Annotated in this window: 30 protein-coding genes; 25 read left to right on the top strand and 5 right to left on the bottom strand. The window is 67.4% G+C overall.

Going from position 1 to position 25,991, the window contains the following annotated elements:
* Positions 1-20: 20 nt before the first annotated feature.
* Entirely contained in the window at positions 21-749 is a 729-nt protein-coding gene (locus HWY37_RS01570) for an SDR family NAD(P)-dependent oxidoreductase (protein WP_175207518.1), read from the top strand.
* Positions 750-796: 47 nt separating this feature from the next.
* Here HWY37_RS01570 and HWY37_RS01565 read toward each other — a convergent pair whose 3' ends face one another.
* A complete protein-coding gene (locus tag HWY37_RS01565; protein ID WP_176087686.1) occupies positions 797-1,579 on the bottom strand; it encodes an IclR family transcriptional regulator in 783 nt (260 codons plus the stop codon).
* A gap of 145 nt (positions 1,580-1,724) precedes the next feature.
* On the opposite strand from HWY37_RS01565, the gene HWY37_RS01560 reads away from it, so the two are divergent.
* From HWY37_RS01560 to HWY37_RS01535, 6 genes are read left to right on the top strand one after another with little or no spacing between them, the layout of a single operon-like run.
* Entirely contained in the window at positions 1,725-2,414 is a 690-nt protein-coding gene (locus HWY37_RS01560) for a 3-oxoacid CoA-transferase subunit A (protein WP_013396544.1), read from the top strand.
* The gene (locus tag HWY37_RS01555) at positions 2,411-3,055 is read left to right on the top strand and encodes a 3-oxoacid CoA-transferase subunit B (protein ID WP_043546700.1); all 645 of its coding nucleotides are present in this window, start codon (positions 2,411-2,413) and stop codon (positions 3,053-3,055) included. Before HWY37_RS01560 ends, HWY37_RS01555 begins: the two co-directional genes overlap by 4 nt.
* A gap of 52 nt (positions 3,056-3,107) precedes the next feature.
* Positions 3,108-3,383, top strand: a complete 276-nt coding sequence (catC, locus tag HWY37_RS01550; RefSeq protein ID WP_042796227.1) for a muconolactone Delta-isomerase — start codon at positions 3,108-3,110, stop codon at positions 3,381-3,383.
* Between the two features lie 13 nt (positions 3,384-3,396).
* Positions 3,397-3,693, top strand: coding sequence for a YciI family protein (locus HWY37_RS01545; protein ID WP_176087685.1), 297 nt, complete (start codon positions 3,397-3,399; stop codon positions 3,691-3,693).
* A gap of 19 nt (positions 3,694-3,712) precedes the next feature.
* On the top strand, positions 3,713-4,492 hold the full coding sequence (gene pcaD, locus HWY37_RS01540; protein ID WP_176087684.1) for a 3-oxoadipate enol-lactonase: 780 nt from the start codon (positions 3,713-3,715) through the stop codon (positions 4,490-4,492).
* 5 nt (positions 4,493-4,497) lie between these two features.
* Positions 4,498-5,538: a cyclase family protein gene (locus HWY37_RS01535; RefSeq protein ID WP_175207513.1), complete on the top strand. Its 1,041-nt coding sequence runs from the start codon at positions 4,498-4,500 to the stop codon at positions 5,536-5,538.
* 54 nt (positions 5,539-5,592) lie between these two features.
* Here HWY37_RS01535 and HWY37_RS01530 read toward each other — a convergent pair whose 3' ends face one another.
* Entirely contained in the window at positions 5,593-5,931 is a 339-nt protein-coding gene (locus tag HWY37_RS01530) for a PsiF family protein (protein WP_175207512.1), read from the bottom strand.
* Between the two features lie 368 nt (positions 5,932-6,299).
* Between HWY37_RS01530 and HWY37_RS01525 the strand changes: the two genes are divergently transcribed.
* On the top strand, positions 6,300-6,638 hold the full coding sequence (locus HWY37_RS01525; protein WP_175207511.1) for an FxLYD domain-containing protein: 339 nt from the start codon (positions 6,300-6,302) through the stop codon (positions 6,636-6,638).
* A 222-nt stretch (positions 6,639-6,860) separates the two neighbouring features.
* On the top strand, positions 6,861-7,511 hold the full coding sequence (locus HWY37_RS01520; protein WP_175207510.1) for a carbonic anhydrase: 651 nt from the start codon (positions 6,861-6,863) through the stop codon (positions 7,509-7,511).
* A 64-nt stretch (positions 7,512-7,575) separates the two neighbouring features.
* On the opposite strand, the gene HWY37_RS01515 is transcribed toward HWY37_RS01520, so the two are convergent.
* Positions 7,576-8,253, bottom strand: coding sequence for a GntR family transcriptional regulator (locus HWY37_RS01515; protein ID WP_176087683.1), 678 nt, complete (start codon positions 8,251-8,253; stop codon positions 7,576-7,578).
* 204 nt (positions 8,254-8,457) lie between these two features.
* Between HWY37_RS01515 and HWY37_RS01510 the strand changes: the two genes are divergently transcribed.
* From HWY37_RS01510 to HWY37_RS01460, 11 genes are all read left to right on the top strand, one after another.
* The gene (locus HWY37_RS01510; protein WP_176087682.1) at positions 8,458-9,252 is read left to right on the top strand and encodes an SDR family NAD(P)-dependent oxidoreductase; all 795 of its coding nucleotides are present in this window, start codon (positions 8,458-8,460) and stop codon (positions 9,250-9,252) included.
* Positions 9,253-9,336: 84 nt separating this feature from the next.
* Complete coding sequence (locus HWY37_RS01505; protein WP_176087681.1) at positions 9,337-10,551, top strand: ABC transporter substrate-binding protein; 1,215 nt, start codon at positions 9,337-9,339, stop codon at positions 10,549-10,551.
* Positions 10,552-10,618: 67 nt separating this feature from the next.
* Positions 10,619-11,521 carry a branched-chain amino acid ABC transporter permease gene (locus HWY37_RS01500; RefSeq protein WP_175207506.1) on the top strand — a complete coding sequence of 301 codons (903 nt, stop codon included), beginning with the start codon at positions 10,619-10,621 and terminating at the stop codon, positions 11,519-11,521.
* A complete protein-coding gene (locus HWY37_RS01495; protein ID WP_176087680.1) occupies positions 11,518-12,516 on the top strand; it encodes a branched-chain amino acid ABC transporter permease in 999 nt (332 codons plus the stop codon). The genes HWY37_RS01500 and HWY37_RS01495 overlap by 4 nt, the downstream gene beginning before the upstream one ends.
* Positions 12,513-13,277 (top strand): ABC transporter ATP-binding protein, encoded by a 765-nt coding sequence (locus HWY37_RS01490; protein ID WP_175207504.1) that lies wholly within the window; start codon positions 12,513-12,515, stop codon positions 13,275-13,277. Before HWY37_RS01495 ends, HWY37_RS01490 begins: the two co-directional genes overlap by 4 nt.
* Complete coding sequence (locus tag HWY37_RS01485) at positions 13,270-13,989, top strand: ABC transporter ATP-binding protein (protein WP_175207503.1); 720 nt, start codon at positions 13,270-13,272, stop codon at positions 13,987-13,989. The genes HWY37_RS01490 and HWY37_RS01485 overlap by 8 nt, the downstream gene beginning before the upstream one ends.
* Positions 13,990-14,011: 22 nt before the next feature.
* Positions 14,012-14,764, top strand: a complete 753-nt coding sequence (locus HWY37_RS01480) for an SDR family NAD(P)-dependent oxidoreductase (RefSeq protein WP_175207551.1) — start codon at positions 14,012-14,014, stop codon at positions 14,762-14,764.
* Between the two features lie 9 nt (positions 14,765-14,773).
* A complete protein-coding gene (locus HWY37_RS01475; RefSeq protein ID WP_176087679.1) occupies positions 14,774-15,502 on the top strand; it encodes an SDR family NAD(P)-dependent oxidoreductase in 729 nt (242 codons plus the stop codon).
* A 5-nt stretch (positions 15,503-15,507) separates the two neighbouring features.
* Entirely contained in the window at positions 15,508-17,214 is a 1,707-nt protein-coding gene (locus HWY37_RS01470; protein ID WP_176087678.1) for an FAD-dependent oxidoreductase, read from the top strand.
* A gap of 25 nt (positions 17,215-17,239) precedes the next feature.
* Entirely contained in the window at positions 17,240-17,839 is a 600-nt protein-coding gene (locus tag HWY37_RS01465) for a glutathione S-transferase (protein ID WP_176087677.1), read from the top strand.
* Between the two features lie 199 nt (positions 17,840-18,038).
* Positions 18,039-18,551, top strand: a complete 513-nt coding sequence (locus HWY37_RS01460; protein WP_175207499.1) for a hypothetical protein — start codon at positions 18,039-18,041, stop codon at positions 18,549-18,551.
* Between the two features lie 70 nt (positions 18,552-18,621).
* Here the strand turns inward: HWY37_RS01460 and HWY37_RS01455 are convergent, their stop codons facing one another.
* Positions 18,622-19,962, bottom strand: coding sequence for a DUF3100 domain-containing protein (locus HWY37_RS01455; protein ID WP_176087676.1), 1,341 nt, complete (start codon positions 19,960-19,962; stop codon positions 18,622-18,624).
* Positions 19,963-20,253: 291 nt separating this feature from the next.
* On the opposite strand from HWY37_RS01455, the gene HWY37_RS01450 reads away from it, so the two are divergent.
* The 4 genes from HWY37_RS01450 (at position 20,254) to HWY37_RS01435 (ending at position 24,076) form a co-directional block, all read left to right on the top strand.
* Entirely contained in the window at positions 20,254-21,189 is a 936-nt protein-coding gene (locus HWY37_RS01450) for a LysR family transcriptional regulator (RefSeq protein ID WP_176087675.1), read from the top strand.
* Between the two features lie 78 nt (positions 21,190-21,267).
* On the top strand, positions 21,268-21,459 hold the full coding sequence (locus tag HWY37_RS01445) for a DUF2970 domain-containing protein (protein ID WP_176087674.1): 192 nt from the start codon (positions 21,268-21,270) through the stop codon (positions 21,457-21,459).
* A gap of 342 nt (positions 21,460-21,801) precedes the next feature.
* On the top strand, positions 21,802-23,544 hold the full coding sequence (locus HWY37_RS01440) for a nitrite/sulfite reductase (RefSeq protein WP_176087673.1): 1,743 nt from the start codon (positions 21,802-21,804) through the stop codon (positions 23,542-23,544).
* Entirely contained in the window at positions 23,537-24,076 is a 540-nt protein-coding gene (locus HWY37_RS01435) for a DUF934 domain-containing protein (RefSeq protein ID WP_176087672.1), read from the top strand. Before HWY37_RS01440 ends, HWY37_RS01435 begins: the two co-directional genes overlap by 8 nt.
* A 26-nt stretch (positions 24,077-24,102) precedes the next feature.
* Here HWY37_RS01435 and HWY37_RS01430 read toward each other — a convergent pair whose 3' ends face one another.
* Positions 24,103-24,900, bottom strand: coding sequence for an IclR family transcriptional regulator (locus HWY37_RS01430; RefSeq protein ID WP_176087671.1), 798 nt, complete (start codon positions 24,898-24,900; stop codon positions 24,103-24,105).
* Positions 24,901-25,002: 102 nt separating this feature from the next.
* Between HWY37_RS01430 and HWY37_RS01425 the strand changes: the two genes are divergently transcribed.
* Positions 25,003-25,986 (top strand): Bug family tripartite tricarboxylate transporter substrate binding protein, encoded by a 984-nt coding sequence (locus HWY37_RS01425; RefSeq protein WP_176087670.1) that lies wholly within the window; start codon positions 25,003-25,005, stop codon positions 25,984-25,986.
* Positions 25,987-25,991 lie beyond the last annotated feature (5 nt).

Genomic DNA, 25,991 nt, shown 5'->3' with positions numbered 1-25,991 from the left:
CTTTGGAATAGGAAACTGATATGAGCAAACCTACTGCGTATCTCGTGACCGGCGGCAGCGCCGGGATCGGGGCGGCGATCATCCGCATGCTGCTGGATGCGGGGCATAAGGTCGTCAACATCGACTACAAGCTGCCCGAGCATCCGCCCGCGGGGCTGGTGTCGTATCAGGCCGACCTGACCGACGAGGCGCGCACCAAGGAAGTCGCGCGCGAAGTGACCGAGGCCTACAACATCGTGGGCCTGGTCAACAACGCGGGCGCGACCCGCCCCGGCACGGCCGACACGGCCACGCTGGCGGACCTGGACTATGTGGTGAACCTGCATCTGCGCACCGCGCTGATCCTGGTGCAGGCCGCGCTGCCGGCCATGCGCGAGGCCGGCTTCGGCCGCATCGTGAACATGTCGTCGCGCGCCGCGCTGGGCAAGCCGGACCGCGTGGTCTATTCGGCCACCAAGGCCGGCCTGGTGGGCCTGACCCGCACGCTGGCCATGGAGCTGGGCGGCGACGGCATCACCGTCAATGCTATCGGCCCGGGCCCCATCGCCACCGACCTGTTCACCAAGAGCAACCCGGCAGGCGCGCCCCAGACCGAACGCATCATCAACAGCATCGTGGTCAAGCGCCTGGGCACGCCCGAGGACGTGGCGCGCGCCGCGATGTTCTTCCTGTCTCCCGACAACGGCTTCGTCACCGGCCAGATGCTGTATGTCTGCGGCGGCACGACGCTGGGCGTCGCGCCCATCTGAGGCCCGCGATGCGCACGCCAGCCGCCGGCATCCGCCCCCTGCCCCGCCTAACGGCGCAGCAGGGCGTGGTTGATCTGGTCGGCCGCGCGGCGCAAGGGCGGCAGAAAGGCCGCCAGCATTTCCTCGCGCGTGAAACGGTTGGCATGACCGCTCACGTTCATCGCGGCGATCACACGGCCGCTGCGGTCCATGATGGGCACGGCCACCGACTGCAGCCCCGGCTCCAGCTCCTGCGCGACGCAGGCGTAACCGTCGGCTCGCACGCCGGCCAGCTGGCGCTTGAGTTCGGCGATGTCGGTGATGGTGTGCGAGGTGTAGGGCTGGATCTGGCTCAGCGCCAGCACCCGGTCCAGCTCCGGCTCCGCCAGCCCCGCCAGCAGCACGCGGCCCATCGAGGTCACCCAGGCCGGCAGGCGGCTGCCCACGGCCAGGTTGATGGTCATGACCTTGTGCGTGGACAGGCGCAGGATGTAGACGATGTCCGCGCCTTCCAGCACCGACACGGAACACGACTCCCGCGTCTGCTCGGCCACTTCCTCCATGTACGGCAATGCCAGGTTCCACAGCGGCGTGCCGGACAGGTAGGCGTAGCCCAGTTCCAGGATGCGCGGGGTCAGCGAGAACTTGCGGTCGTCGACGGTGACGTAGCCCAGGTGCTCCAGCGTCAGCAGGATGCGGCGCGCGCCCGCGCGGGTCAGCCCCGTCACCGCCGCGACCTCGGACAAGGTCATCTCCGAACGGTCGGGGCCGAAGGCCCGGATCACGGACAAGCCGCGGGCGAAGGACTGCACGTAGCTGTCGCTGGGTTGCTGGGTATCTTGCTCGGCCATCCGTCTACCGCGAAAAGAGTAAATGGAGACTACGCCGCGCCGGCTCGCCTTGACGCTCGGCTTATCCCCATGAAACGATGTTCTTCAGAAGAACGAAAGTTCTAATTAAGAACAAATTATGACACGCCACCTATGAGCAAACATCATGATTTCTAAGCTTGTTGCAAGCGCGGCGGCCGCCCTGGCGGACGTACCCGACGGCGCCACCGTCATGATCGGCGGCTTCGGCACCGCCGGCCAGCCCATGGAACTGATCGATGCCCTGCTGGAGCAGGGCGCGAAGGACCTGGTCATCATCAACAACAACGCCGGCAACGGCACCACCGGCCTGGCCGCCCTGCTGGGCGCCAACCGCGTGCGCAAGATCATCTGCTCGTTCCCGCGCCAGGTGGACTCGCAGATCTTCGACGGCCTGTACCGCAGCGGCAAGATCGAGCTGGAACTCGTGCCCCAGGGCAACCTGGCCGAGCGCATCCGCGCCGCCGGCGCCGGCATCGGCGCGTTCTTCACGCCCACCGGCTACGGCACGCCGCTGGCCGACGGCAAGGAAATCCGCGAGATCAACGGCCGCCAGTACGTGCTGGAGTATCCGCTGCACGCCGACTACGCGCTCATCAAGGCCGAGCGCGGCGACCGCTGGGGCAACCTGGTCTACCGCAAGACCGCCCGCAACTTCGGCCCCATCATGGCCAGCGCCGCGCGCGTGGCCGTGGCACAGGTGCGCGAAGTGGTCGAGCTGGGCGAGCTGGACCCCGAAACCGTCGTGACCCCGGGCATCTTCGTGAAACGCGTCGTGCAGATCGCAGCCACCCCGGCCGCCAAGGAGCAGCAATGAGCACCAAACTGACCCGCGACCAGATCGCCGCCCGCGTGGCGCAGGACATTCCTGAAGGCGCCTACGTGAACCTGGGCATCGGCCTGCCCACGCTCGTCGCCAACCATCTGCCGGCCGACCGCGAAGTCATCCTCCACACCGAAAACGGCATGCTGGGCATGGGCCCCGCGCCCGCCAAGGGCCAGGAAGACTACGACCTGATCAACGCCGGCAAGCAGCCCGTGACGGAACTGCCCGGCTGCTCGTTCTTCCACCACGCCGATTCGTTCGCAATGATGCGCGGCGGCCACCTGGACATCTGCGTGCTGGGCGCCTTCCAGGTGTCGCAGCACGGCGACCTGGCCAACTGGCACACCGGCGCGCCCGACGCCATTCCGGCCGTGGGCGGCGCGATGGACCTGGCCATCGGCGCCAAGGACGTCTTCGTGATGATGGAACTGCAGACCCGCGAAGGCCAGAGCAAGCTGGTCGAGGCCTGCACCTATCCGCTGACTGGCGTGCGCTGCGTATCGCGCGTCTACACCGACGTGGCGGTGTTCGACATCCGCGCCGACGGCGTGACCGTCATCGACATGTTCGGCGACACCACCGCCGACGAGCTGCTGCGCCTGACCGGCCTGCCGCTGAAGTTTTCCCGCTGAGTTTTGTGCGCGCTCCGGCCGTGCCGGAGCCGCTTTACAGGAGAGAGTCATCATGTTGTTCATGGTCCAAATGCAAGTCAATCTTCCCGTCGACATGCCGGCCGAGCGCGCCGACAAGCTGAAGGCCGACGAAAAGGCCCTGGCGCAGCAACTGCAGCGCGACGGCAAGTGGAAGAACCTGTGGCGCGTGGCCGGCCGCTACGCCAACGTCAGCATCTTCGACGTCGAAAGCAATGACGAGCTGCACACGCTGCTGTCCTCGCTGCCGCTGTTCCCGTACATGGACATCAACGTCACGGCGCTGGCGCGCCATCCCTCGGCAATCTGACAAGGAGCGGCCGATGCCCTACATCATCGAAACCTTCGACAAGCCCGGCCACCAGGAAGTGCGCCAGCAGCATCGCGCCGCGCACCTTGAGTTCCTGGACGCGAACAAGCAACTGCTGCTGGCCTGCGGCGCCAAGCTGCAGGACGACGGCAAGGACGCCGGCGGCGGCCTGTACATCGTGGCCCTGGAAACGCGCGAAGCCGCGCAGCAATTCATCGACGCCGACCCGTTCTCCAAGGCCGACCTGTTCGAGCACGTGAACATCACGCGCTGGCGCAAGGCCTACGTCGACGGCGTCTGCCATCTGTAAACGCAAGGAATAAACCCGCATGTCTTACGCCGATCTCAGCCAGGCACGGCTGTACTACGTCATCGATGGCCCCGCCGACGCGCCGGTGCTCGTGCTCTCCAACTCGCTGGGCACCTGTTCCGACATGTGGGCCCGCCAGATTCCCGAACTGAGCAAGCACTTCCGCGTGCTGCGCTACGACACCCGCGGCCACGGCAAATCGTCGATCCCCGAGGGCGAATACAGCTTCGAGCAACTGGGCAACGACGTCGCCGAACTGCTGGCGCACCTGGGCATCAAGCGCGCGCACTTCTGCGGCCTGTCGATGGGCGGCCCCACCGGCCTGTGGCTGGCGCTGGCGCGCCCCGAACTGCTGGACAAGCTGATCCTGTGCAACACCGCCGCGCGCATCGGCTCGGCCGAAGGCTGGAGCGCCCGCATCGCCGCGGTCGCCGAGCAGACGCTGGAAAAGATGGCGCCCACGCTGGTCGAGCGCTGGCTCACCGACGACTTCCGCGCCACCGAGCCCGGCCTGACCCAGGTGCTGGTCGACATGCTGCGCCGCACGCCGGATGCCGGCTATTCCGGCAACTGCGCCGCGCTGCGCGACGCCGATTTCCGCGAACAGGTGAACACCATCAAGGCGCCCACGCTGGTCATCAGCAGCACGCACGACCTGGCCGCCACCCCGGCCCAGGGCCGCGAGCTGGCCGCCGCCATTCCCGGCGCGCGCTATGTGGAGATGAACACCTCCCATATCTCGAACTGGGAACAACCGGAAGTCTTCACCCGCACGGTCGTCGACTTCCTGAAGGGGTAAGCGGCATGCAGCGCTGGAAAAACCGGCCCGAAGGCTCCAACTGGGGCGACTTCGGGCCCGACGACCAACTCGGCCGCCTGAACCTCATCACCGAAGAACAGGTCCTGAAGGGCGCGCGCGAAATCCGCGCCGGCAAGACCTTCTGCCTGTCGCTGCCGCTGGACCTGCCCGGCGGCAACGTGCTCAACCCGCGCCGCCATCCGCCGCAGCTGAGCCCGACCCGGCTGCAGGACACGCCCTACCTGAACTTCCCGCTGCGCAACGTCAACCCCGACGCGGTCGACGTGCTGAGCGACGACCAGGTGCTGCTGTCCATGCAGTATTCGACGCAATGGGACGCGCTGGCCCACGTGGGCGCCTTGTTCGACGCCGACGGCGACGGCAAGCCCGAGCTGCGCTACTACAACGGCTACCAGGCCGGCGTGGACGTGGTCGGCCCCGCCGACGGCGATCACACCGGCTGCGGCTGCAACAGCGGCGGCCCGTCGGCGGCGCTGAAGCTGGGCGTGGAAAACCTGGCCCAGAAAGGCATGCAGGGCCGCGGCGTGCTGGTGGACCTGTTCCGCCACTATGGCCCCGGCCGCACGCTGATCGGCCACGCCGAACTGATGCACGTGCTGAAGACGGACGGCATCAGCGTCGAAACCGGCGACATGCTGGTGCTGCGCACCGGCTACGCGGAAGCGGTCGTCGCCATGAACGGCAAGCCCGACGCCGAAACGCTGCATACCTACGGCGCCGCGCTGGACGGCACCGACGCCGCGCTGCTGCAATGGATCACCGACAGCGGCATCGCCGCCATCTGCGCCGACAACTACGCAGTAGAAGCCTACCCCGCGCGCGAGAAAACCGGCCCGCGCGCCATGCTGCCGCTGCACCACCATTGCCTGTTCAAGCTGGGCCTGCCGCTGGCGGAACTCTGGTACCTGAAGGACCTGGCCGATTGGCTGCACGCCAACGGCCGCCATCGCTTCATGCTGACGGCGCCGCCGCTGCGCCTGCCGCACGCCATCGGTTCGCCGGTCACGCCGATCGCGACGGTGTGAGCAAAGAAAAACGCCAGCCTGGATCAGGCTGGCGTTTTTTCTTGCGGCGGGGACTCAGCCCTTCAGGCAGGTGCTCATGAAGGTCTTGCGCTTGTCGCCGGTCAATTTCTGCGACGTGGCCGTGGCGTTGCAGTCCTTCATTTTCTGCTGCTGCGGCGTCAATTGCTTGGCGGGCGCGGCGGCGGTTTCGCCCTTCAGGCAGCTGCTCATGTAGGTCTTGCGGTCGTCGCCCGTCTTGCCTGTCGCGGACTTGTTGCAGTCCGCCATGCGCTGCTGCTGCGGCGTGGGCGTCTTGGCAGGCGTCGAGGCCGCGGGAGTCTGGGCAAATGCCGCGCCGGCGAAGCAGGCGGTCAACAGAAAGGCCGAGGCCAATTGGCTGGTACGGGAAAGCATGAGTTCCTCCCTTGGGCGCCCGCGCGCCTGGAGTCAGTCGCAAAAGAAGGCGGGCCGCACGATCCGCCGGCCAATCGCCGGCCCGGTCATGATCGAACAATCCACGCGCCTTCGCAAGAGTATGGAAAGTCAAGAATCGCCAAGGCCTTACGCGGCCCTGAACCCGTCCGCGCCTTTCCCCTTGCGGCATGCCCCCAAGCGGGTGAATTTGCGACCAATCCGAGCAACCTGTTACCCATTCATCCCTTTGCCCCGTTGTGCATGGACCAGGAAAGGTGTGAGATAGGCATGCCTCCGTTCCAGAGGTGGCGATGACCGCCCTGCAGGCGACAATGGCGCCCGACACCGCGGCTGCACAGGAGACCACGATGAAACTTGCCCTAGCCTCGTTCGCGCTGCTCGCGGGCCTGTCCGGCGCCGCCGGCGCGCAGAGCCTGGTCTATGGCGTCACGCTGGGCAACGTCCAGGCCGTGCGCGACGTCAACCAGAACGTGTCGGCCATTACCGGCCTGCTCTCCAACCAGTCCGCCCGCCCGATCAACAGCGCCATGCTGACCTTCGTGCTGTACGACGCGCAAGGCCGGGAAATCGGCCGCGTGCGCGACGACGTCGTCGGTCCGCTGGCGCCCGGCCAGATCAAGCAGATCCGGGCCATCACGCCGCTGCAGTTCACCCGCGTCACCGCGCTGGACGTGGACGCCCGCTAGCCGCCTCCCAGCCGGCGCGGCCGAAACAGGGAAGATCCCCTGCCGCCCCTCCCCGTGGGGACTTAAAAACCCTGATTCTCACAGGGTTTAGACAGCGTGGCGCAAGGTCAAGTATGGGAAAATTCGGTTTGTCGACTCAATAAAAGGGGCTTCCACACGAAGCCCCTTGTTGCGTGCGCCGACACGCCAGCACGCCTGGCTCAGCTACGAGGATAAAAAATCATGTTTCCCAAAAGACTCACCGAAGGCTATCAATCTTTCCTGGGGGGCCGTTTTCCCTCGGAAAGCAGCCGATACCAAAAGCTGGCCGAAACCGGGCAAAACCCGGAAATCCTGATCATCGGGTGCTGCGACTCCCGCGTGTCGCCTGAAGTCATCTTCGACGCCGGCCCCGGCGAGATGTTCGTCGTCCGCAACGTCGCGAACCTGGTCCCGCCCTGTGACCCTGACTCGGAATCCTCGTACCACGGCACCAGCGCCGCGATCGAATTCGCGGTCAACGGCCTGAACGTCAAGCACATCGTCGTGCTGGGCCATGCGTCTTGCGGCGGCATCCGCTCCTTCTTCGACGATGCCAAGCCGCTGACCAAGGGCGATTTCATCGGCAAGTGGATGTCGCAGATCGAACCCGTGGCCGAACGCCTGGGCCCCGGCACCGGCGACCGCCAAGCCAACCTGAAGCGCCTGGAACTGGCCGTGGTCGAGCACAGCCTGAACAACCTGATGACCTTCCCGTCCATCCGCCGCCGCGTGGAAAAGGGCGACCTGGAATTGCACGGCACCTACTTCGGCGTGGCCACCGGCCTGCTGTACCTGCGCGATCCCGCCACCGGCGAATTCAAGCCCTGCCTGGAAACGGGTGCGGCCGGCTAGGTACGGCCGGTTAGGTGCGGCCGGCTGAGGCGCGGCCGGCTGAGGCCGCCGCCTCAGGCGTACCTCACACCCGGTACGCCTGCGCCAGCCTTTCGTAGTTGTTCTTCAGGATGATGCCCGCGTAATACACGTGCTCGCGCATCAGGTCCTCCGCCCGCGCGCCGTCGCGGGCGATGATCGCATTGACGATGCGGTGATGGTCGTCGTGCGAACGCAGGATGATCCCGTGGTCCTCCCACAGGATGATCCGGTCCGAGGCATACGGTATGGCCTGCGCCTGCGCCGCGAAGCGGCGCACCCAGGGATTGCCCGCCGCCTCCAGGATGCCGTTGTGCAAGGTGATGTTCACCTGCTGGTACGGCAGATGGTCCTCGGCCAGCAAGACGCCCTTGCCCAGGATGCGGTCGCCCTCGTCCAGGCAATTCTTCAGCACCGCCACGGCATCGTTGGATAGCCCGCGCAAGGCCGCCTGGCGACAGGCCAGCCCTTCCAGCGCCGCGCGCACCTCGTAGGCCGCCACGATTTCGCCGATGTCATAGGCGCGCACCGTATAGCCGCGCTTGGGCAGGTGCTCCAGCAGCCCCTCGTTGCCCAGCGTCGCCAGCGCGGCGCGCACCGGCGTGCGCGACACCCCCAGTTTTTCCGCCAGCGGGATTTCTTCCAGGCGGGCGCCAGGGCTGAACTTGCCGTGCAGCACCCAGTCCCGCAGCGTGTCGGTAACGTGTTGAGATAGCGTGTCCATAGCGGCATTGTATACATGAAGAATACATACGACGCCAGAAGCAATTCCGAATTTCGGAACTTCTCTATAAAACACGATGTAAATCAAGCGCGACCTCGGGTAAGCCCCTATATGTGCGACCCATTCATGTATACATAATCGCAAAAAATTCAAACCAGCGGCCCGGCCCCTCCCTAGGCGGAAGGCGCGCTACCAGGAGACAGCATGTCCAATGTATCCACGCCGGCCGGCACAGGTCCGGCTCCCCGTCTTGCGCTCGTCACCGGCGGCGGCGGCGGAATTGGCGCCCGCATCTGCCATGAACTGGCCCGCGCCGGCCTGCGCGTCGTGGTCTCGGACCTGGACGCGCAGCGCGCCCGCCGCGTGGCGGACGAACTGGGCGCTCCGCACGCCGCGCACGCCTTCGACGTCAGCGACGAGGCCTCGGTCGAAAACGCCTTCGAGCAGATCGAAGCGCAGCACGGCCCCATCGCCGTGCTCGTCAGCGCCGCCGGCCTGCTGCTGTTCCAGGAGAACGGCGAACGCCCGCTCATCAAGGACACCACGCTGGACATCTGGGAACGCAGCTTCGCGGTCAACGCGCGCGGCGTGTTCCTGTGCGGCCGCGCCTATCTGCGCCGGCGCGAAGCCGCGCCGCTGGCGCACGGCCGCATCGTGACCTTCACGTCGGTGGCGGCACAGCTGGGCGGCTACCGCTCCAGCGCCTCCTACATCGCGGCGAAGTCCGCGGTGCTGGGCCTGACCAAGGCCATGGCGCGCGAATCCGCGCACCTGGGCGTGACCGTCAATGGCATCGCGCCCGGCCTCATCGACACCGACATGTTGCGCAGCACCGTCACCAGCAGCGGCGCCCTGGCCGCCGCGGCGCAAGCCATTCCGCTGGGCCGCATCGGCACCGTGGACGACGTGGCCGCCGCCGTGCGCTTCCTCGCGTCCGAGGAAGCCGGCTACATCACCGGCAGCGTCATCGACGTCAACGGCGGCTACCGCATGCAGTAAGGCATACCGGCGGCCCAGGCCGGCAACGCAGCAAGGCGCCATCCACCACCAAAGGCGCGCACCAGAAAAGAACGGGAGACAAACATGAAGAAAAGCAGTCGCCACGCAGCCGCCGCCGCGCTGTGCGCATGGGCCCTGAGCCTGGGCGCGCAAGCGCAGCAGGAGCCGGGCATCACCGACAAGACCATCAAGATCGGCCTCTTCGCGCCACTGTCCGGCAGCGGCATGGCCTATGGCTTCGATGTGCTGAACGCCGCCAAGATGTGGTACGCCAAGGTCAACAAGGAAGGCGGGATACATGGCCGCCAGATCGAGCTGGTGATCGAGGACGACCGCTGCAACGCCAACGACCTGGTCGCCGCGGTGAAGAAGCTGAACGAACAGGACAAGGTGTTCCTGCTGAACGGCGGCTCCTGCTCGGCCGCGGTGGTGGCCTCGCGCGAATACGTGGAACGCGAGAAGGTCCCGCTCGTCATGCTCAACGCATCGGGCGACGGCGCGCTGTATCCGCCCTCCAAGTACATCTACGGCGCCTTCTCCATTTCGCAGCACGCCGTCGGCGGCTCAATGGTGCAGTTCGCCGCCGAGCACCTGAAGGCCAAGAAGATCGGCTACATCAACCATGACGACGCCTACGGCGGCTGGAACCTGGAGGCCGCCCAGGCCCAGATCAAGCAGCTGGGCGACGCGGCGCTGCAGGTGCAATCGGTGAACCCGAACATCACCGACGTCACCGCGCCCATGCTGAAGATCCGCGCCGCCAACGCCGACGTGCTGCTGCTGACCACCTACGCCCGCCCCGCCGCGCTCATCATCAAGAAAGCGCAGGAACTGGGCTGGAACAAGCCCATCGTCCTGGCGGTGAACGGCACGGCCGATCTGAAGCAGCTGGTCGAGAACGTGGGCAACAAGGACGCCTTCAAGAACGTCTATATCCAGGAAGTGCTGTCCGACGTGCCTGGCGGCGCCAAGCTGACCTGGGTGTACGACATGTACAAGCAGGCCTACCCCGACCTGGCCGCCAAGCCGGGCCATCCGCAGACTTACATGCCCTATGGCCTGCCGCCGGCGATGACGGTGGTCAACGCGCTGAAGGCCGCCGGCCCGCAACCCACCCGCGAGAAAGTGCTGCAGGCGCTGGAAACCATGAAGTTCGACTCGGGCGTCATGGCCGGTCCGATCGAGTTCGGCCCGAACGACCACGCCGCGCAGGAGTCCGCCATCTACATCAAGTTCGACGGCACCAACATGTCGCTCGTGCCCGGCGCCTTCAAGAGCGTCTGGCAGTACCAGAAGTAAACCAGCGGCCCGCCACGGGTCGGGCCCGCACGCTGGCGCAGCGGCGCGCGGGCCCCCGGAGAACATCATGAGCTTTGCCGATATCTGGCTGTTCCTGCAGCAGGGGGTGCTGTCAGGACTGGTGACGGGCAGCGTGTACGCGCTGCTGGCCGTCGCCGTAGTCATCATTTTCAAGACCACCGACGTGCCCAATTTCGCCCAGGGCGAAATCTTCATGGTCGGCGGCTACATCGCCCTGTTCCTCACGCTGGTGATGGGCTGGCCGTATCTCGTCGTCATTCCCATCACCCTGGCCGCCGTGGCCGTCCTGTCCGGCCTGTTCCAGCGCGTCGTCATGGAACGCGTCATCGCCTCCAAGGGCGTGGGCGTGCAAATGGTGATCGCCACGCTGGGCCTGGCCTATGCGCTGAAAGGCCTGGTGCGGCAGACCGGCCTGGGCGACACGCCGCGCTCGCTGCCGCCGCTGGCCTCGACCGACGCCATCATCATCGGCGACGCGGTGCTGACCCAGCTCGACCTGGTGATCTTTGCGGTCGCCGTGGGCGTGATGCTGCTGCTGTTCGGGATGTTTACCTACACCCGCGTCGGCCGCGCGATGCGCGCGGTGGGCATGAATCCCAAGGCCGCCCGGCTGGTGGGCGTGAACCTGACCCGCATCCGCATGCTGGTGTGGGCGCTGGCCGGCCTGATCTCCGCGGTCGCCGCGCTGCTCATCACGCCCAAGATCCTGATCACGCCCGACATCGGCCATATCGCCATCCTGGCCTATGCCGCGGCCATCGTGGGCGGCATCACCAGCCTGCCTGGCGCGGTGGTGGGCGGCTTCGTGATCGGCGTGGCCGAGAACCTGGTGGGACTGTTCATTTCGACCAATGCCATCGTGGTCGCGCCTTTCGTGGCCATCATGGTCGTGCTGCTGCTGCGCCCGCAAGGGCTGCTGGGCGGAAAACTGCAGGTGAAGAAAGTATGAGCAAGAAAATCGACCATGCGCTGCTGGCGCTGATGGCCGTGGTGCTGGCCATCCTGCCCTTCGCGGCCAGCGGCTATGTCATCTACGTGGTGAACCTGCTGATGGTGTTCGTGGTGCTGGCCCTGGGCCTGCACCTGGTCATCGGCGAAACCGGGCAGTTCGCGCTGTCTCACGCCGCCTTCTACGGCGTGGGCATCTACACCGCCGGCCTCATCAACAACCTTTGGCATCCGCCATTCTTCATTTCCATCGTCGCGGGCGGGCTGCTTGCCGCCGCGCTGGGCTATGTGATCGGCGCGCTGGCGCTGCGCATGCGCGACATCTATCTGGCCCTGTCCACCTTCGCCTTCGGCGAGGCGATGCAATGGGTGTTCCTGAACTGGCAATCGGTCACCAACGGTTCCAACGGCTTCCGGATCTCGCCGGCCACGCTATTCGGCTATGAGCTGGTGTCGGATGCCAAGGCATATCCCTTCGTCGTGCTGATCGCCGCGCTGCTGCTGTGGGCCACCGTCGCCCTGTCGCGCTCGCAGCTGGGCTCGGCCTTCCGCGCAGTGCGAGAGAGCGATGTGGCGGCCCAGGCCATGGGCGTGAACGTCAACGCCATCAAGCGCACGGCCTTCACCCTGTCCGCCGCCTACGCCGGCATCGCGGGCGGCATGTACACCACCTTCGCCTCCTTCATCCATCCGGAAAGCCTGGGCTTTCAGACCACCATACTGATCCTGACGATGGTGGTGGTAGGCGGCATTGGCTCGGTGCGCGGCGCCATTGCCGGCGCGCTGGCCTTCGGCCTGATCTCCGAACTGCTGCGCCAGGCGCTGTCGTTCCAGGAAATCATCTACGGCTTCATCCTGATGGGCTTCATGATGTTCGCGCCCAAGGGCCTGTTTGCCGGCCGCGGCGAGCGCGGCCGGGTTGCGCCGCCGGTCGCGCCGCAACCTTCCGCCCCGCGCCAGGCCGCGGCCAAACCGACCCAAAGGAGCGCGGCATGAGCAGCCATCCCTATCTGGACGTGCAAGGGCTGACCGTAAAGTTCGGCGGCCTGACCGCCATCAACGGCCTGTCCATGCAGGTGGAGCGCGGCCGCATCCATGCGCTGATCGGCCCCAACGGCGCGGGCAAGTCCACCACCTTCAATTGCATTTCGCGCTACTACCGCCCCAGCAGCGGCAGCATCCTGTTCGACGGCGTCGACATCACGCGCAGGAAGCCACACGAAATGGCGGCGCTGGGCGTGGCCCGCACCTTCCAGAACCTGGAGCTGTTCGGCGCGCTCAGCGTGCGCGAGAACGCCTTGCTGGGCACCTATGCCCATGGCGCCGACAGCGCCGGCAAGCTGCTGCGCCCGGCCGCCGCGCAAACGCGCGAGCGGGTCGAGCACCTGCTGGAGCGCGTGGGACTGGCCGATTTCCTCGACACGCCCGCATGCAGCCTGGACTTCGGCCGCCAGAAGATGCTGGAGCTGGCGCGCGCCCTGGCCATATCGCCCAAGCTGCTGCTGCTGGACGAGCCCGCAGCCGGCCTGCGCAACCGCGAGATCGAAACGCTGGACCGGCTGCTGACCGAGCTGTGCGAACGCGACGGCATCACGGTGCTGCTGGTGGAGCACGTCATGCAGCTGGTGATGTCGATCTCGGATCGCATCACCGTCATGTCCTTCGGCGAGAAGATCGCCGAAGGCACGCCCGCGGAGGTGCGCAGCAATCCCCGCGTGATCGAGGCCTATCTGGGCAAGGGAGCCGCCGGTGGCTGAGTATCTGCTTGAAGTCGACGCGGTATCGGCCGCCTACGGCAATATCCGCGCCCTGCAGGACGTGTCGCTGAAAGTGCCGCAAGGCGCCATCGTGGCGCTGCTGGGTGCCAACGGCGCGGGCAAGTCCACCACGCTCAACGTGATCTCGCGCCTGGTCGCGCCCACCGCGGGCAGCGTGCGCTTCGACGGCCAGCCCATACACCGGCTGCCGGCCGACGCCATCGTCGGACGCGGCATCGTGCAGGTGCCGGAAGGCCGCGAGATCTTCCGCGAAATGAGCGTGCGCGAAAACCTGGAGATGGGCGCCTACCTGCGCGCCGACCGGGCGGCCGTCCGGCAGGACCTGGAGATGGTGTGCGACACCTTCCCGCGCCTGCGCGAACGCTACGAGCAAAAGGCCGCGACGCTGTCCGGCGGCGAACAGCAGATGCTGGCCACCGGCCGCGCCATGATGGCGCGGCCGCGCATGATCCTGCTGGACGAACCGTCCATGGGCCTGTCGCCGCTGGTGGTGGAGCAGATCTTCGACATCGTGCTGCGGCTGAACCACGAGCAAGGCATCACCATCCTGCTGGTGGAGCAGAACGTGAAGCTGGCGCTGTCGGTGTCCAGCTACGCCTACATCCTGGAAAACGGCGAAATCGCGCTGGAAGGCGAATCCGCGGCGCTCGCCAGCGACGAAGGCGTGCAGCGCGCCTATCTGGGCGCCTGAGGCGCCGCAAGGACAGACCATGATGATATCGATGCAAGACAAGCGGGTCCTCGTCACGGGCGCCGGCCGCGGCCTGGGCGCGGCCATCGCGCAGGGTTTCGCCAGGCAAGGCGCGTCGGTGATCGTCGCCGACGTGGACGCGGCGCTGGCCGCCGCCACCGTGCAGGCCATCCGCGGCGCGGGCGGCAAGGCGGCCGACGCCGTGCTGGACGTAACCGATGCCGCCGCGGTCCGCGCCTTCGCGCAGCGGTCCGCCACCGAACACGGCAACCTGGACGTGCTGGTCAACAACGCCGGGATCTCCGCTCGCGCGCCCTTCGACGATCCGAACACGCCCGAGATCTGGGAACGCCTGATGAGCGTGAACCTGCAAGGCACCTTCAACGTCACGCATGCCTTCGTCGAACAGCTCAAGGCCACGCGCGGCGCCATCGTCAACCTGTGCTCCATCGTGGCCTACGGCTGCAGCATATCGACCGCGGGCTACGTGGTGTCCAAGGGCGGCGTACGCTCGTTCACCGAAGTGCTGGCGCGCGACCTGGCGCCGCACGGCGTGCGTGTGAACGCCGTAGCGCCCGGCTTGATGGAAACCGAGATGACGGCCGGCCAGCGCTCGCAGGCGCAAGGCACGGACTGGTACATGCAGCGCGCCCCCATGGCGCGCGCGGGACGGGCCGACGAGATCGTCGGGCCGGTGCTGTTCCTGGCCTCGGACATGGCCAGCTACGTGAATGGCGTGGTGCTGCCGGTGGACGGCGGCTATCTGGCCGTATAAGGAAACATCATGGATCTGGGCACGGCATTGGTCACGGGCGGCGCAAGCGGCATGGGCCTGGCAATCGTGGAACGGCTGGCGCGCGACGGCTTTCGCGTCGTACTGGCCGACCGCAACGCGGAACTGGCCGCGAAGGAAGCCGAAGCGCTGCGGGCGCAAGGACTGGACGTGGAACACCGCGTGGTGGACCTGACCAACGAAGCCGCCACGCGCGCGCTGGCGCGCTCGCTCGCGCCGCTGGCCGCGCTGGTCAACAACGCGGGATTGTTCGACGAACGCAAATTCTTTGAGGTGGACAGCGCCGATTACCGCCGCGCCTTCGACGTCAATCTGCTGGCGGTGGCGACCCTGACGCAGGAAGCCGCGCGCGACATGGCGCCTGGCGCCAAGATCGTCAATATCGCGTCGCGCGCCTACCTGGGCGCGAAGAACCACCCGCACTACGTGGCATCGAAAGCGGCCCTGGTCGGCTACACGCGGGCCTCGGCCATGGAGCTGGCCCCGCGCGGCATTCTGGTCAACGCCATCGCCCCCGGCCTCATCGACACCCCGCTCTTGCGCAATCTCACGCCCGAACGCCTGGCGGCCCAACTGGCCCTGCAGCCCACCGGCCGCGCGGGGCAACCGCAAGACATCGCCAATGCCGTGTCCTTCCTGGCCGCGCCGCACATGGACTTCATCACTGGCCAGGTCATCTTCGTGGACGGCGGCAAGTCGCTGGGCGGTTCGGGAGCATAGGCAGCATGGAAGGCATCACTTGGGACAAGGAAGTCGACGCGCTGGTCGTCGGCTCGGGCGCGGGCGGCATGGCCGCGGCGCTGACGGCGCGCGAGGAAGGGCTGGACGTGCTGCTGGTTGAGAAGACCGGCCGCATAGGCGGCTCCACCGCGATCTCCGGCGGCGCGCTGTGGATTCCGCTGAACGCGCAGACCGAAGCCGCCGGGCACCCGGACAGCATGGACCGCGTCTGGACCTATCTGGAACAGACCGTGGGCGCGGCCGCTCCGGACGACATGAAGCGCGCCTATCTGGAAGCCGGCCCGCGCATGATGGATTACCTGGCGTCGCGCGGCATCCTGGACGTGGCCGCGCGCACCGCCTCGCCGGATTACTACCCCGATCTGCCGGGCGCCGCGATGGGCGGACGCTCGCTGGACCCGCTGGAGTTCGACGGCCGCAGGCTGGGTCGCGACTTCCGCTCGCTGCGCGATCCGCTCAAGGAATTCACGGTGCTGGGCGGCATGATGGTCAACATCACCGACGTGCGCCATCTGCTGCGGGCCACCCGTTCGTTCGCGGCCTGGCGTCACAGCATGAAGCTGGTGCTGCGCTATGCCGCGGACCGCGCGCGCGGCTATCACCGCGGCACCCGACTGCTGCTGGGCAATGCGCTGGCCGCACAGCTGTTCCACGCCTTGCTGGCGCGCAAGATCGACTACTGGCTCGACACCCCCGCCCTCGAGCTGCATCGCGACCCGTCAGGCCGCGTGCTGGGCGCCGCGGTCGCGCGCGGCGGCAAGACGCTGAACATCCGCGCGCGGCGCGGCGTGGTGATGGCCACGGGCGGCTTTCCCTGGGATCCCGAACGCCGCGCTCGGACCTATCCGCAGCCCACCGGCCTGTGGTCCATGTCGCCGCGGGACAATGCCGGCGACGGCATCCGCCTGTCGGAGAGCGCGGGCGCGGCGCTCGGCACGGGCCACGCCAGCCCCGCGTTCTGGGCGCCGGTGTCCGTGCTGGAATCCGCCGACGGCAAGCGCCTGCATTATCCGCATCTGGTGTGGGACCGCGCCAAGCCCGGCCTCATCGCGGTAAACGGCGCGGGCCGGCGTTTCGTCAACGAATCGGCCTCGTACCATGAGTTCGTGCAGGCCATGTACCGCAGCCACGACACGGCGCCAAGCATTCCCGCCTTCCTCATCTGCGACCAGCGCTTCATCGACACTTGGGGCCTGGGCCTGGCGCTGCCTGGCGGCAGGCCGCGCCAGCATCTGATCGACGCGGGCTATCTGCTGCAAGCCCCCACGCTGGCGGCGCTGGCGGCGCGGCTGGGCGTGCCCGGCGATACGCTGCAAGCCACCGTGGAGCGCTACAACGCCCACGCCTCCCAAGGCCTGGACCCGGACTTCGGCAAGGGATCGACCGCCTACAACCGCTACCTGGGCGACCCGGAGCATGCGCCCAATCCCTGCCTGGCGCCGCTGGCCGCGAGCCCCTATTACGCGGTCCAGGTCTACCCGGGCGACATCGGCACGGCCTGCGGCATCGCCGCAAACCCCGACGCCCAGGCCCTGGACGCCGCGGGCGCGCCCATTCCCGGCCTGTACGTGGCCGGCAACGACATGCAATCCGTGATGGGCGGCGCCTATCCCGGCCCCGGCATCACGCTCGGTCCCGCCCTGACCTTCGGCTGGATCGCTGGACAACATCTGGCGCATGCACAACACTGACGCCTCTCCACCGACAAGGATCCCCATGAAACTCTTCTACTCGCCCGCGTCGCCCTTCGTGCGCAAATGCATGGTCATCGCCCATGAGCTCGGCCTGGCCGACCGCATCGAAAAGCTGCCCAGCGCGGCCGGCCCCGTCGCGCGCGACCAGACCATCATCCCCAGCAATCCGCTGGGCCAGGTGCCGACCTTCATCACCGATGACGGCCAGGTCCTGTACGACAGCCGCGTCATCTGCGAATACCTGAACGACCTGGGCGGCGGCGCGCTGTTCCCGGCCGGCAAGGCGCGCTGGCAGGTGCTGACGGAACAGTCGATGGCCGACGGCATGCTGGGCGCGGCCTTGCTGGCCCGCTATGAATCCGTGCTGCGTCCGGAAGCCCTGCGCTGGGACGGCTGGTTCGAAGGCCAGCTGGGCAAGGTCCGCGACGGCCTCGCCCTGGTGGAGAAGAACGCCGCCTCGCTGAACGGCCGCCTCGACATCGGCACCATCACCATCGGCTGCGCACTGGGCTACCTGGATTTCCGCTTTCCCGACCTGGACTGGCGCGCCGGCCACCCCGCCACCGCCGCCTGGTACGAGACCTTCAGCCAGCGTCCGTCGATGCAGGCAACCAAGCCCTGATCCGGTTTGGGCAGGCATAGGGCCGGGAGAACCCGCCGGGCTCCCTGGCCATCACCTGCCCGCTACGGCGCTGCCCAGTTGCAGCGCCGCCAGGCCCCCGCCCGCGCGGGGGCCTTTTTTTCGCCTCGATCGCCCCCAGCTGTTACAGTGAAACTGCCGGGCGGGCCAATCCGCCGGCCATCACCAGAAGGGGCACAGCATGAACGTCGCTGCGATCTCCGCCATCTCCCGGGCTGCCGCGCCCTACCCCGCGCGCTCCGCCGCGCTGGACGCCACACATCCATTCCTCGCGACCCGCGACGTCGCCCAGGTACAGGCAGCCAAGGCCGCCGCTGCAAGCCATGCGGCGCAAGCCGTGCGCGAACGCGCGGACCCGCGACCGGCGCTGCCGCTGACCGCCTTCGCCGCCCCGCACGCGGATGCGCTGCGCGACCTGTACGCGGACTCGCGCATGCGGCGCGCGGTCGAGGACTACGCCGCGCAGCCGGATCCCGTGGCGCAGCGCGCCGGCTCCGCCAATGACCTGGGCACCATCGAGGGCCTGATGCCGCTGCAGGCCTATCGCCTGGCCATGGGCAATCCGCAGGTCCAGGAACTGCAGACGGCCGTGGCCATGAAGGCGGCGGGCCTGGGCATACCCAAGGTCGCCAACATCGGCGCGACCGAGAACGTCACGGACCAGGCGCGCTACCGGCCGGGCTTCAAGCCCTGACCAGCCTGACCAGCCGAAAAAAAAAACCGCCTGACGCATCAGGCGGTTTTTCATTCGTGGCGAGCTGCGCTCAGTGGAAGAATTCCGCGATCATGGTCGCGCCCAGGAAGGTGCCCGCATTGGCGGCCAGGGACACCACCACGATCTTCCAGCCCAGCTTGCGGAAGGCCGGCAGGTCCTTCAGGATCGACAGGCCGGCCATGGCCAGGATCACCGTCGTGAACGGCAGGAAGTTCACCTTGCCGACCAGGGCGATGATCTGGTCCGAGTACGGCAGCACGCCCGGGCAGCCGGCGGTCATGGCGATCAGCGACAGCACGAACACGGCCGGCAGCTTGGGCACCACGCGCAGCACCAGGTCGGTGATGACGACCAGCAGGATGATGATGCCCATGCCCGGCAGGGCGTCGGCGAAGGGCACGTTGTAGCCCAGGCGGTTGCCCACCAGGGCGAACAGGCCGCAGATGACGTAGGCGGTCAGGCGGTCGCCGAAGCCCATCTTGGCGCCGTGCGCCGGCGCGTCCTGCGTGACCGGCTCGTCGGCGGTCACGGCGGCCTCGGCCTTGCCGCGCGAGAAGCGGCCCAGCACGGGCTCCAGCTTGCCGTACAGGAAAATCGTGGTCGGCAGCGAGATGAACAGCGTGAAGTACACGCCCACCACCGTGGTCAGCAGGTTGGCGGCGGCGGCCAGCGCGGCCACCTGGTGCGCGACCTCGGGCGTCTGCTGGGAAGCGATCGCGCCGACGCCGGCGGCCATCATGCTGCCCGAACCCACGCCGGCGCCCATGGCGAGCGAGCGCGGATCGAAGATGTTCAGGCTGGTGATGAAGCCGGCCATCAACGCCACGAACAGCGCGCCGATCACGGTACCAGTGATGTACTCGGCCATCACGCCGCGGCCTTCGGGCGAATTCATCCCGTAGCGTTCGCCAATGATGGCCAGGCTGGGCTCGCGGCCCACCGAGAAGGTGGCGCCGATGGCTTCGCGCTTGATGCCCAGCAGCAGGGCCAGCGGCAGGCCCACGGCCATGGTGCCGAAGAAGTGGCCGAATTCCTGGAAGACCAGCGCCCAGCCGGCTTCGCGCACCTGCGGCAAGGCGCCGCCCACCATCAGGCCCAGCTTGGCCAGGAAGGGCAGCAGCGCGTACTGCAGATAGCCGCTGATGCGGGTCTGCATGGCCGTGTCGATGTTCAGGCCGGCGGGCAGGCGCTGGCCGATGGCGGCCACGATGGCGCCGATGAAGATGGCCCACAACATCGGCTGCAGGATGATCTTGCCCGGACCCACGTTGAAGGTGGCGCTGCCGATCGCTTCGGCAATGACGACCACCAGCAGGATGGCGGCGAGCATGCGGATGCGCCCGGATAGCGGCATGGAGGGCGCGGCCAGGCTGGCGCTGGCGTGAGACATCGGATTCCCCTGATGAACGTGAATAGTCGTCGTGGCTGCCCGCCGCAATCCCGGCCGGCCTGCGCCCGCAGCGGGCGGCGCAACGCGGCGGCGGCGATGGCGCGCGCAGCAGGGCCGATTTTCGCCGGGGGCCCGGCGCGCAACCATGACAGGGCTGGCGCATAAACGTTGCGTAAAATGCAACGGACAAGCTTTTCCAGGGAAAATTTTGCATGATCTCGGATCATGCAAGGGTAAACCCTTATTTTATCTGTGGATCTGCCGCCGCATTCCCGCTCCGGAGTCCCCGCCATGGACGAAAAACTCGACGCCCGCCGCACCCATTACTTCATGCAGGTCATGAGCCGCGGCTCGGTGCGTGGCGCGGCCGAAGTGCTGGACATGGACCCGTCCGCCGTCAGCCGCGCCATCGCCGCGCTGGAGCGCGACTGCGGCATCGCCCTGTTCGAGCGCCGCGGACGCGGCGTGGTGCCGACCGACGCGGGCCACATCCTGGCGCGCTACATCAAGCGCCAGCAGGATATCCAGGAGAGCTTCTTCTCCGAGATCGACAGCCTGCGCAAGGCAGAACGAGGACATATAGACCTGGTGCTGGGCGAGGGCTTCGTGGAGCTGATGTTCGAACGCGTGCTGCCCGGCTACTGGCGCAGCCACCCCGAGGTCACGCTGGACATCGACGTGGCGCGCACCTCCGAGATCGTGCAGCGCATCGTCGATGACCGAGCCTATATAGGACTGGTGTTCCAGCCGCCCAACGACGCCCGCCTGCGCACCCATTACTCGCGGCCCGAGCCGATCCGCGCCATCGTGCGCGAGGATCATCCGCTGACCCGGCTGCGCCGCCCCCTGCTGCTGACCGACCTGGCCGAATATCCCGGGGCGTCGATGCAGGAAGGCTTCGGCGTGCGCCAGCACATCCAGGCCGCCGAGATCAGCGAACAGGTGCGGCTGCGCAATGTGCTGACCACCTCGTCCTTCAAGGCGCTGTGGCAGTTCGCGGCGGCCGGCATCGGCTACGCCCTGACGCCGCCCATCGCGGTCACGGCCGACATGCGGGCCCAGCGCCTGGCCAGCCTGCCGCTGGCCAACCCCATCCTCAACCAGGGCAGCCTGCACGTGCTGAGCCGCGCCGGCCGCCATGTCTCGCCCGCCGCGCGCGAACTGCTGGACCACATCGTGCGCGGCATCGGCGCCCCCGACGGCGCGCAGGCTGATACGGTCGAGTAAGGCGGATCTGCATCTGTTTCCGCCTCCCTGGGCAGCCTACATTGGCGTTATCCGCCACTACGCCTTGGGAGGGACGAGATGCTCGGTTTCTTGCGCACGGTCAAATCCGTGCTGTGGGGATTCTTCGGCGTGCGCCGCGGCCGCGGCTACGATGCCGACATCGCCAACAACAAGCCGGCGCCATTGATATTGACCGGGCTGCTGATGGCGGCTTGCCTGGTCGTCATTCTGGTGCTGGCGGCGAGATGGGCGGTGAACGCGGCGGTGTAGATGGTCCGTGGGATGGGTGCAGCGCGACAAGGCGGGGGACCAGAACGCCGCTATCAAGCGCGCGTAACCCATCACGCCTTCAGCGCTTCACGAACTGCATCTACGGTTGATCGCTGCATGCTGGGTCGCGCGCATTCGGCGCCTGCGTTCTGGCCCCCGCCCTCGCGCCTCACCCACCCTGCGGGCATGATCCTGTTACCAGAACGGGGGCATGATCTTATTACCAGAATGACTTAGACGGTCGCTACAGCTGCCTGTTACGGTTATGAACCCCTTTTCCCTGCCGCATTGCGCCAGGCGAGCGCAGGGGCTCAGACCGAGAAGACTTCAAGGGCAGTAGACATGTACGTGTATGACCCCGTCGACCAGCAGCTCGTCGAGCAACGCGTGGCGCAATTCTCCGACCAGACGCGCCGCTTCCTCGATGGCCAACTAACGGAAGATGAATTCCGCGTTTTGCGCCTGCAGAACGGCCTGTACATCCAGCGCCATGCGCCCATGCTGCGCGTGGCCATCCCCTACGGCATCCTGGCCTCGCGCCAATTGCGCACGCTGGCGCACATCGCGCGCAAGTGGGACCGCGGCTACGGCCATTTCAGCACCCGCCAGAACATCCAGTTCAACTGGCCCAAGCTGGAAGACGTGCCGGACATCCTGGCGGAACTCGCCACGGTGCAGATGCACGCCATCCAGACCAGCGGCAACTGCATCCGCAACACCACCACCGACCACTTCGCCGGCGTCGCGCCGGACGAGCTGGTGGATCCGCTGGTGTGGTGCGAGATCATCCGCCAGTGGTCCACGCTGCACCCGGAATTCGCCTTCCTGCCGCGCAAGTTCAAGATCGCGGTCAGCGGCGCGGTACAGGACCGCGCGGCCGTGGGCGTGCACGACATCGGCCTGCAGGCCGTCGAGCGCGACGCCAAGCTGGGCTTTCGCGTCTGGGTCGGCGGCGGACTGGGCCGCACGCCCATCGTCGGCAAGCTGATCAATCCCTTCGTCGAATGGCAGGACCTGCTGACCTATCTGCAGGCCGCGCTGCGCGTCTACAACCTGCATGGCCGCCGCGACAACAAGTACAAGGCGCGCATCAAGATCCTCGTCAAGGACCTGACGCCGGAAGTCTACGCGCAGCAGGTGGACGAGCAATGGCAGCTCATCAAGGGCGGCCCGGACACCATCACCCAGGAATTCGTCGACGGCATCAAGTCCCGCTTCGTCTGGCCGCAATACGATCCGGCGGCCGCGCAGGACGTCGACAACACCGCCGCGCTGGCCGCCGCCGATCCGCGCTTCGCGCGCTGGCTGCGCACCAACGTGCATGCGCACAAGGCCGCCGGCTATGCCGCCGTGACCGTGTCGCTCAAGCCCACCGGCGTACCGCCGGGCGACATCACCGCCGACCAGATGGACGCGGTGGCCAACCTGGCCGACGACTACGGCTTCGGCGAGCTGCGCGTCTCGCACGAGCAGAACCTGATCCTTGCCGACGTGCGCCGCGCGCGCCTGCACGAGCTCTGGACCGCGCTGCAGGAGCTGAACCTGGCCACGCCCAACATCGGGCTGCTGACCAACATCATCGCCTGTCCGGGCGGAGACTTCTGCGCGCTGGCCAATGCCGTCTCCATTCCCGTGGCCGAAGCCATCCAGCGCCAGTTCGACAACCTGGACTACCTGTTCGAGATCGGCGAGCTGGACCTGAACATCTCGGGCTGCATCAATTCCTGCGGCCATCACCACGTGGGCCACATCGGCATCCTCGGCGTCGATAAGGCCGGCGAAGAGTGGTACCAGGTCACCATCGGCGGCCGCCAGAACGGCGCCGCCAAGCCGCTGCCCGACATCGAATCCACGCGCGGCGGCGGCGCCGCCATCGGCCGCATCATCGGCCCCTCGTTCGCGCGCGACCAGGTCGCGGGCGTGGTGGACCGCCTGATCCGCACCTATCTGGGCCTGCGCGACAGCGAAGAGGAACGCTTCATCGACGTGGTGGACCGCGTCGGCATCGATCCCTTCAAGCAGGACGTCTACTCCGATCCAGCATTCGCCAAACCTGCGCAGCAAGCCGAGACCGCCCATGTCTGAAATCTATCCGCACGACGCGCCCGGCCCGCACCTGATCCGCAACGGCCGCCTGGAAGCCGACACCTCGCACGTCTTCACGCCCGAACCCGAAGTCCCCGCCGAGGGCCAGCTGCCCAGCGACGCGCCCGGCTGGATCGTGCCGCTGTCCACCTGGAAGGCGTCGCGCGCCGCGCTACGCCGCCATCAGCATCCGGTCGCGGTCCAGCTCGACCCCGACGCCGACCTGCGCGACCTGGCCGAGGCCGACGGCACCCTGGACCCTGCCGGCATCGCCTTCATCGCGGTGGATTTTCCGGTCTACACCGATGGCCGCGGCTATTCGCTGGCGCAGCTGCTGCGCACGCGCTATCAATGGCACGGTGAACTGCGCGCGGTGGGCGACGTGATGATCGACACCATCCACTACCAGGCGCGGGTCGGCTTCGACAGCTTCCTGGTCAAGCCCGGCCACGATCCGCACAAGGCTCTGGACGCGTTCAAGACCTTCACTGTGCACTACCAGAAGACCTACCGCGTGCCCGCCGCGGCATAAGGTCCGGCGTTCATGCGCGGACGGCTCTAGCCGTCCGCCGATCCCGCAAACGTCCAGCGCTGCGCCTGGGCCTCGTCCCGCGCCAGCTGGGCGCGGATCAGGTCGGCGATGCTGCGCTGGCGCGCGGCCTGCATGCGGCTGATCAGGCTGGACACGCTGACGGCCAATCTCGGATAGCCGCCCGCGTCGCACAGAGCCACGCCCACGCCCAGCACGCCGGGCACCGCGGCATTGCCCACCACGGACCAGCCGCGACCGCGCGTGTTCTCCACCAGACGCCGCATCTGCGCCACCGTCATGCCGCCATAGGCGCGCAGAGCCTGCTCGTTCTGCGCGATCACCTCGTCCGATTCGTCCGGCGACAGCGCCGCCAATAGCGCCAGCCCGGCCGCCCCCACGCCCAGCGGCTGGCGGTGCCCCACCGTGACCGCCAGCACCTGCACCGGGTAGTTGCCCACCTCGCGGTGCAAGCAGAGCGAATCGTTGGCCGCGCGGCAGATGAGAAAGGCGGAGTCGCCGCTGACATCGCTGATCTGACGCAACACCGGCCGCAGGTCGCGCACCGCCTGGGCATGCGGATCGCCCGCCAGCATCACGCCCAGCTCGGCCACGCGCCAGCGCGGCGCATCGGACTCGCGCAACGCATAGCCCTCCTGCGCCAGCACATCCAGGTAACGGTAGGCCGTGGTGCGCTGCATGCCCGCCGCGCGCGCGATGTCCACGACATGCATGCCCGCCGCCCCCGCCTGCCGCAGTACGCCCAGCACGCGCAGCCCGCGGCGCAACACCCGCGGCCCCGAACCTTCGGATTCTGGTTTGTTCATTTTTTGGACAGCTTGCGTTGATGAGGCCTCTATCAAAGCCCAATATGAAGCCGGGCAGACGCAGATTTGTCCAAATATTAGACAAACAGGACGGAGACAACAATGAAGATGCAAAGCAAGCGGTGGGCCGTTGCGGCGGCCGCCCTGGGCGCCCTGCTCGCGGCCCCGGCCCTGGCGGCCAAGCCCTATCCCGAGCGTCCCGTGACGCTGGTGGTCGGCTATGCCGCGGGCGGCGCCACCGACATCGTGGCGCGCCTGATGGCGAAAGCGCTCACGGAAGAGTTGGGCCAGACCATCGTGGTGGAGAACAAGACCGGCGCCAACAGCAATATCGGCGCGGAAATCGTCTCGCGCGCGGCGCCCGACGGCTACACGCTGTACGTGGGTTCCATCGCCAACACCATCAACCGCACGCTGTACAGCCAGCTCAACTACGACTTCGTGAAGGGCTTCGAGCCCGTCGGCATGTTGGCGACCATTCCGAACATCCTGGTCGTCAATCCCAAGCTCCCGGTCAAGACGGTGCAGGAGTATGTGGCCTACGCCAAGAAAAACCCCGGCAAGCTGACCTGCGCCTCCTCGGGCAGCGGTTCGTCCATCCACCTGTCGTGCGAGCTGTTCAAGATGCAGACCGGCACGGACATCCTGCACGTGCCCTACCGGGGCAGCGGGCCGGCCGTGGCCGATCTGCTGGGCGGCCAGGTGGATTCCATGTTCGACAACCTGCCCTCGTCATTGCCGCACGTACAGGCCGGCAAGCTGCGCGCCCTCGGCGTCACGTCGCCGCAGCGCCTGCCGTCCGCGCCGGACACGCCCACTCTGGCCGAATCCGGCCTGCCGGGCTTCGACGTGGAATCCTGGTTCGGCGTGATGGCGCCGGCGGGCACGCCCAAGCCCGTCATCGAACGCTTGAACCAGGCCATCAACAAGGCGCTGGCCAGCCCCGCCCTGCAGGCGTCCTACCAGCAGTCCGGCTTCTACGCGCCGGCGCAACCCAATACGCCCGAAACCTACGCCAGCAAGATCGCCAGCGAGATCGACAAGTGGGGCGCCGTCGTCAAGCGCGCCAACCTCAAAGCCAACTAGGAACG

It is taken from the genome of Achromobacter anxifer (assembly GCF_903652925.1).
Taxonomy (GTDB): domain Bacteria; phylum Pseudomonadota; class Gammaproteobacteria; order Burkholderiales; family Burkholderiaceae_B; genus Achromobacter; species Achromobacter anxifer.
This window is presented reverse-complemented; position numbering and strand designations above follow the sequence as displayed.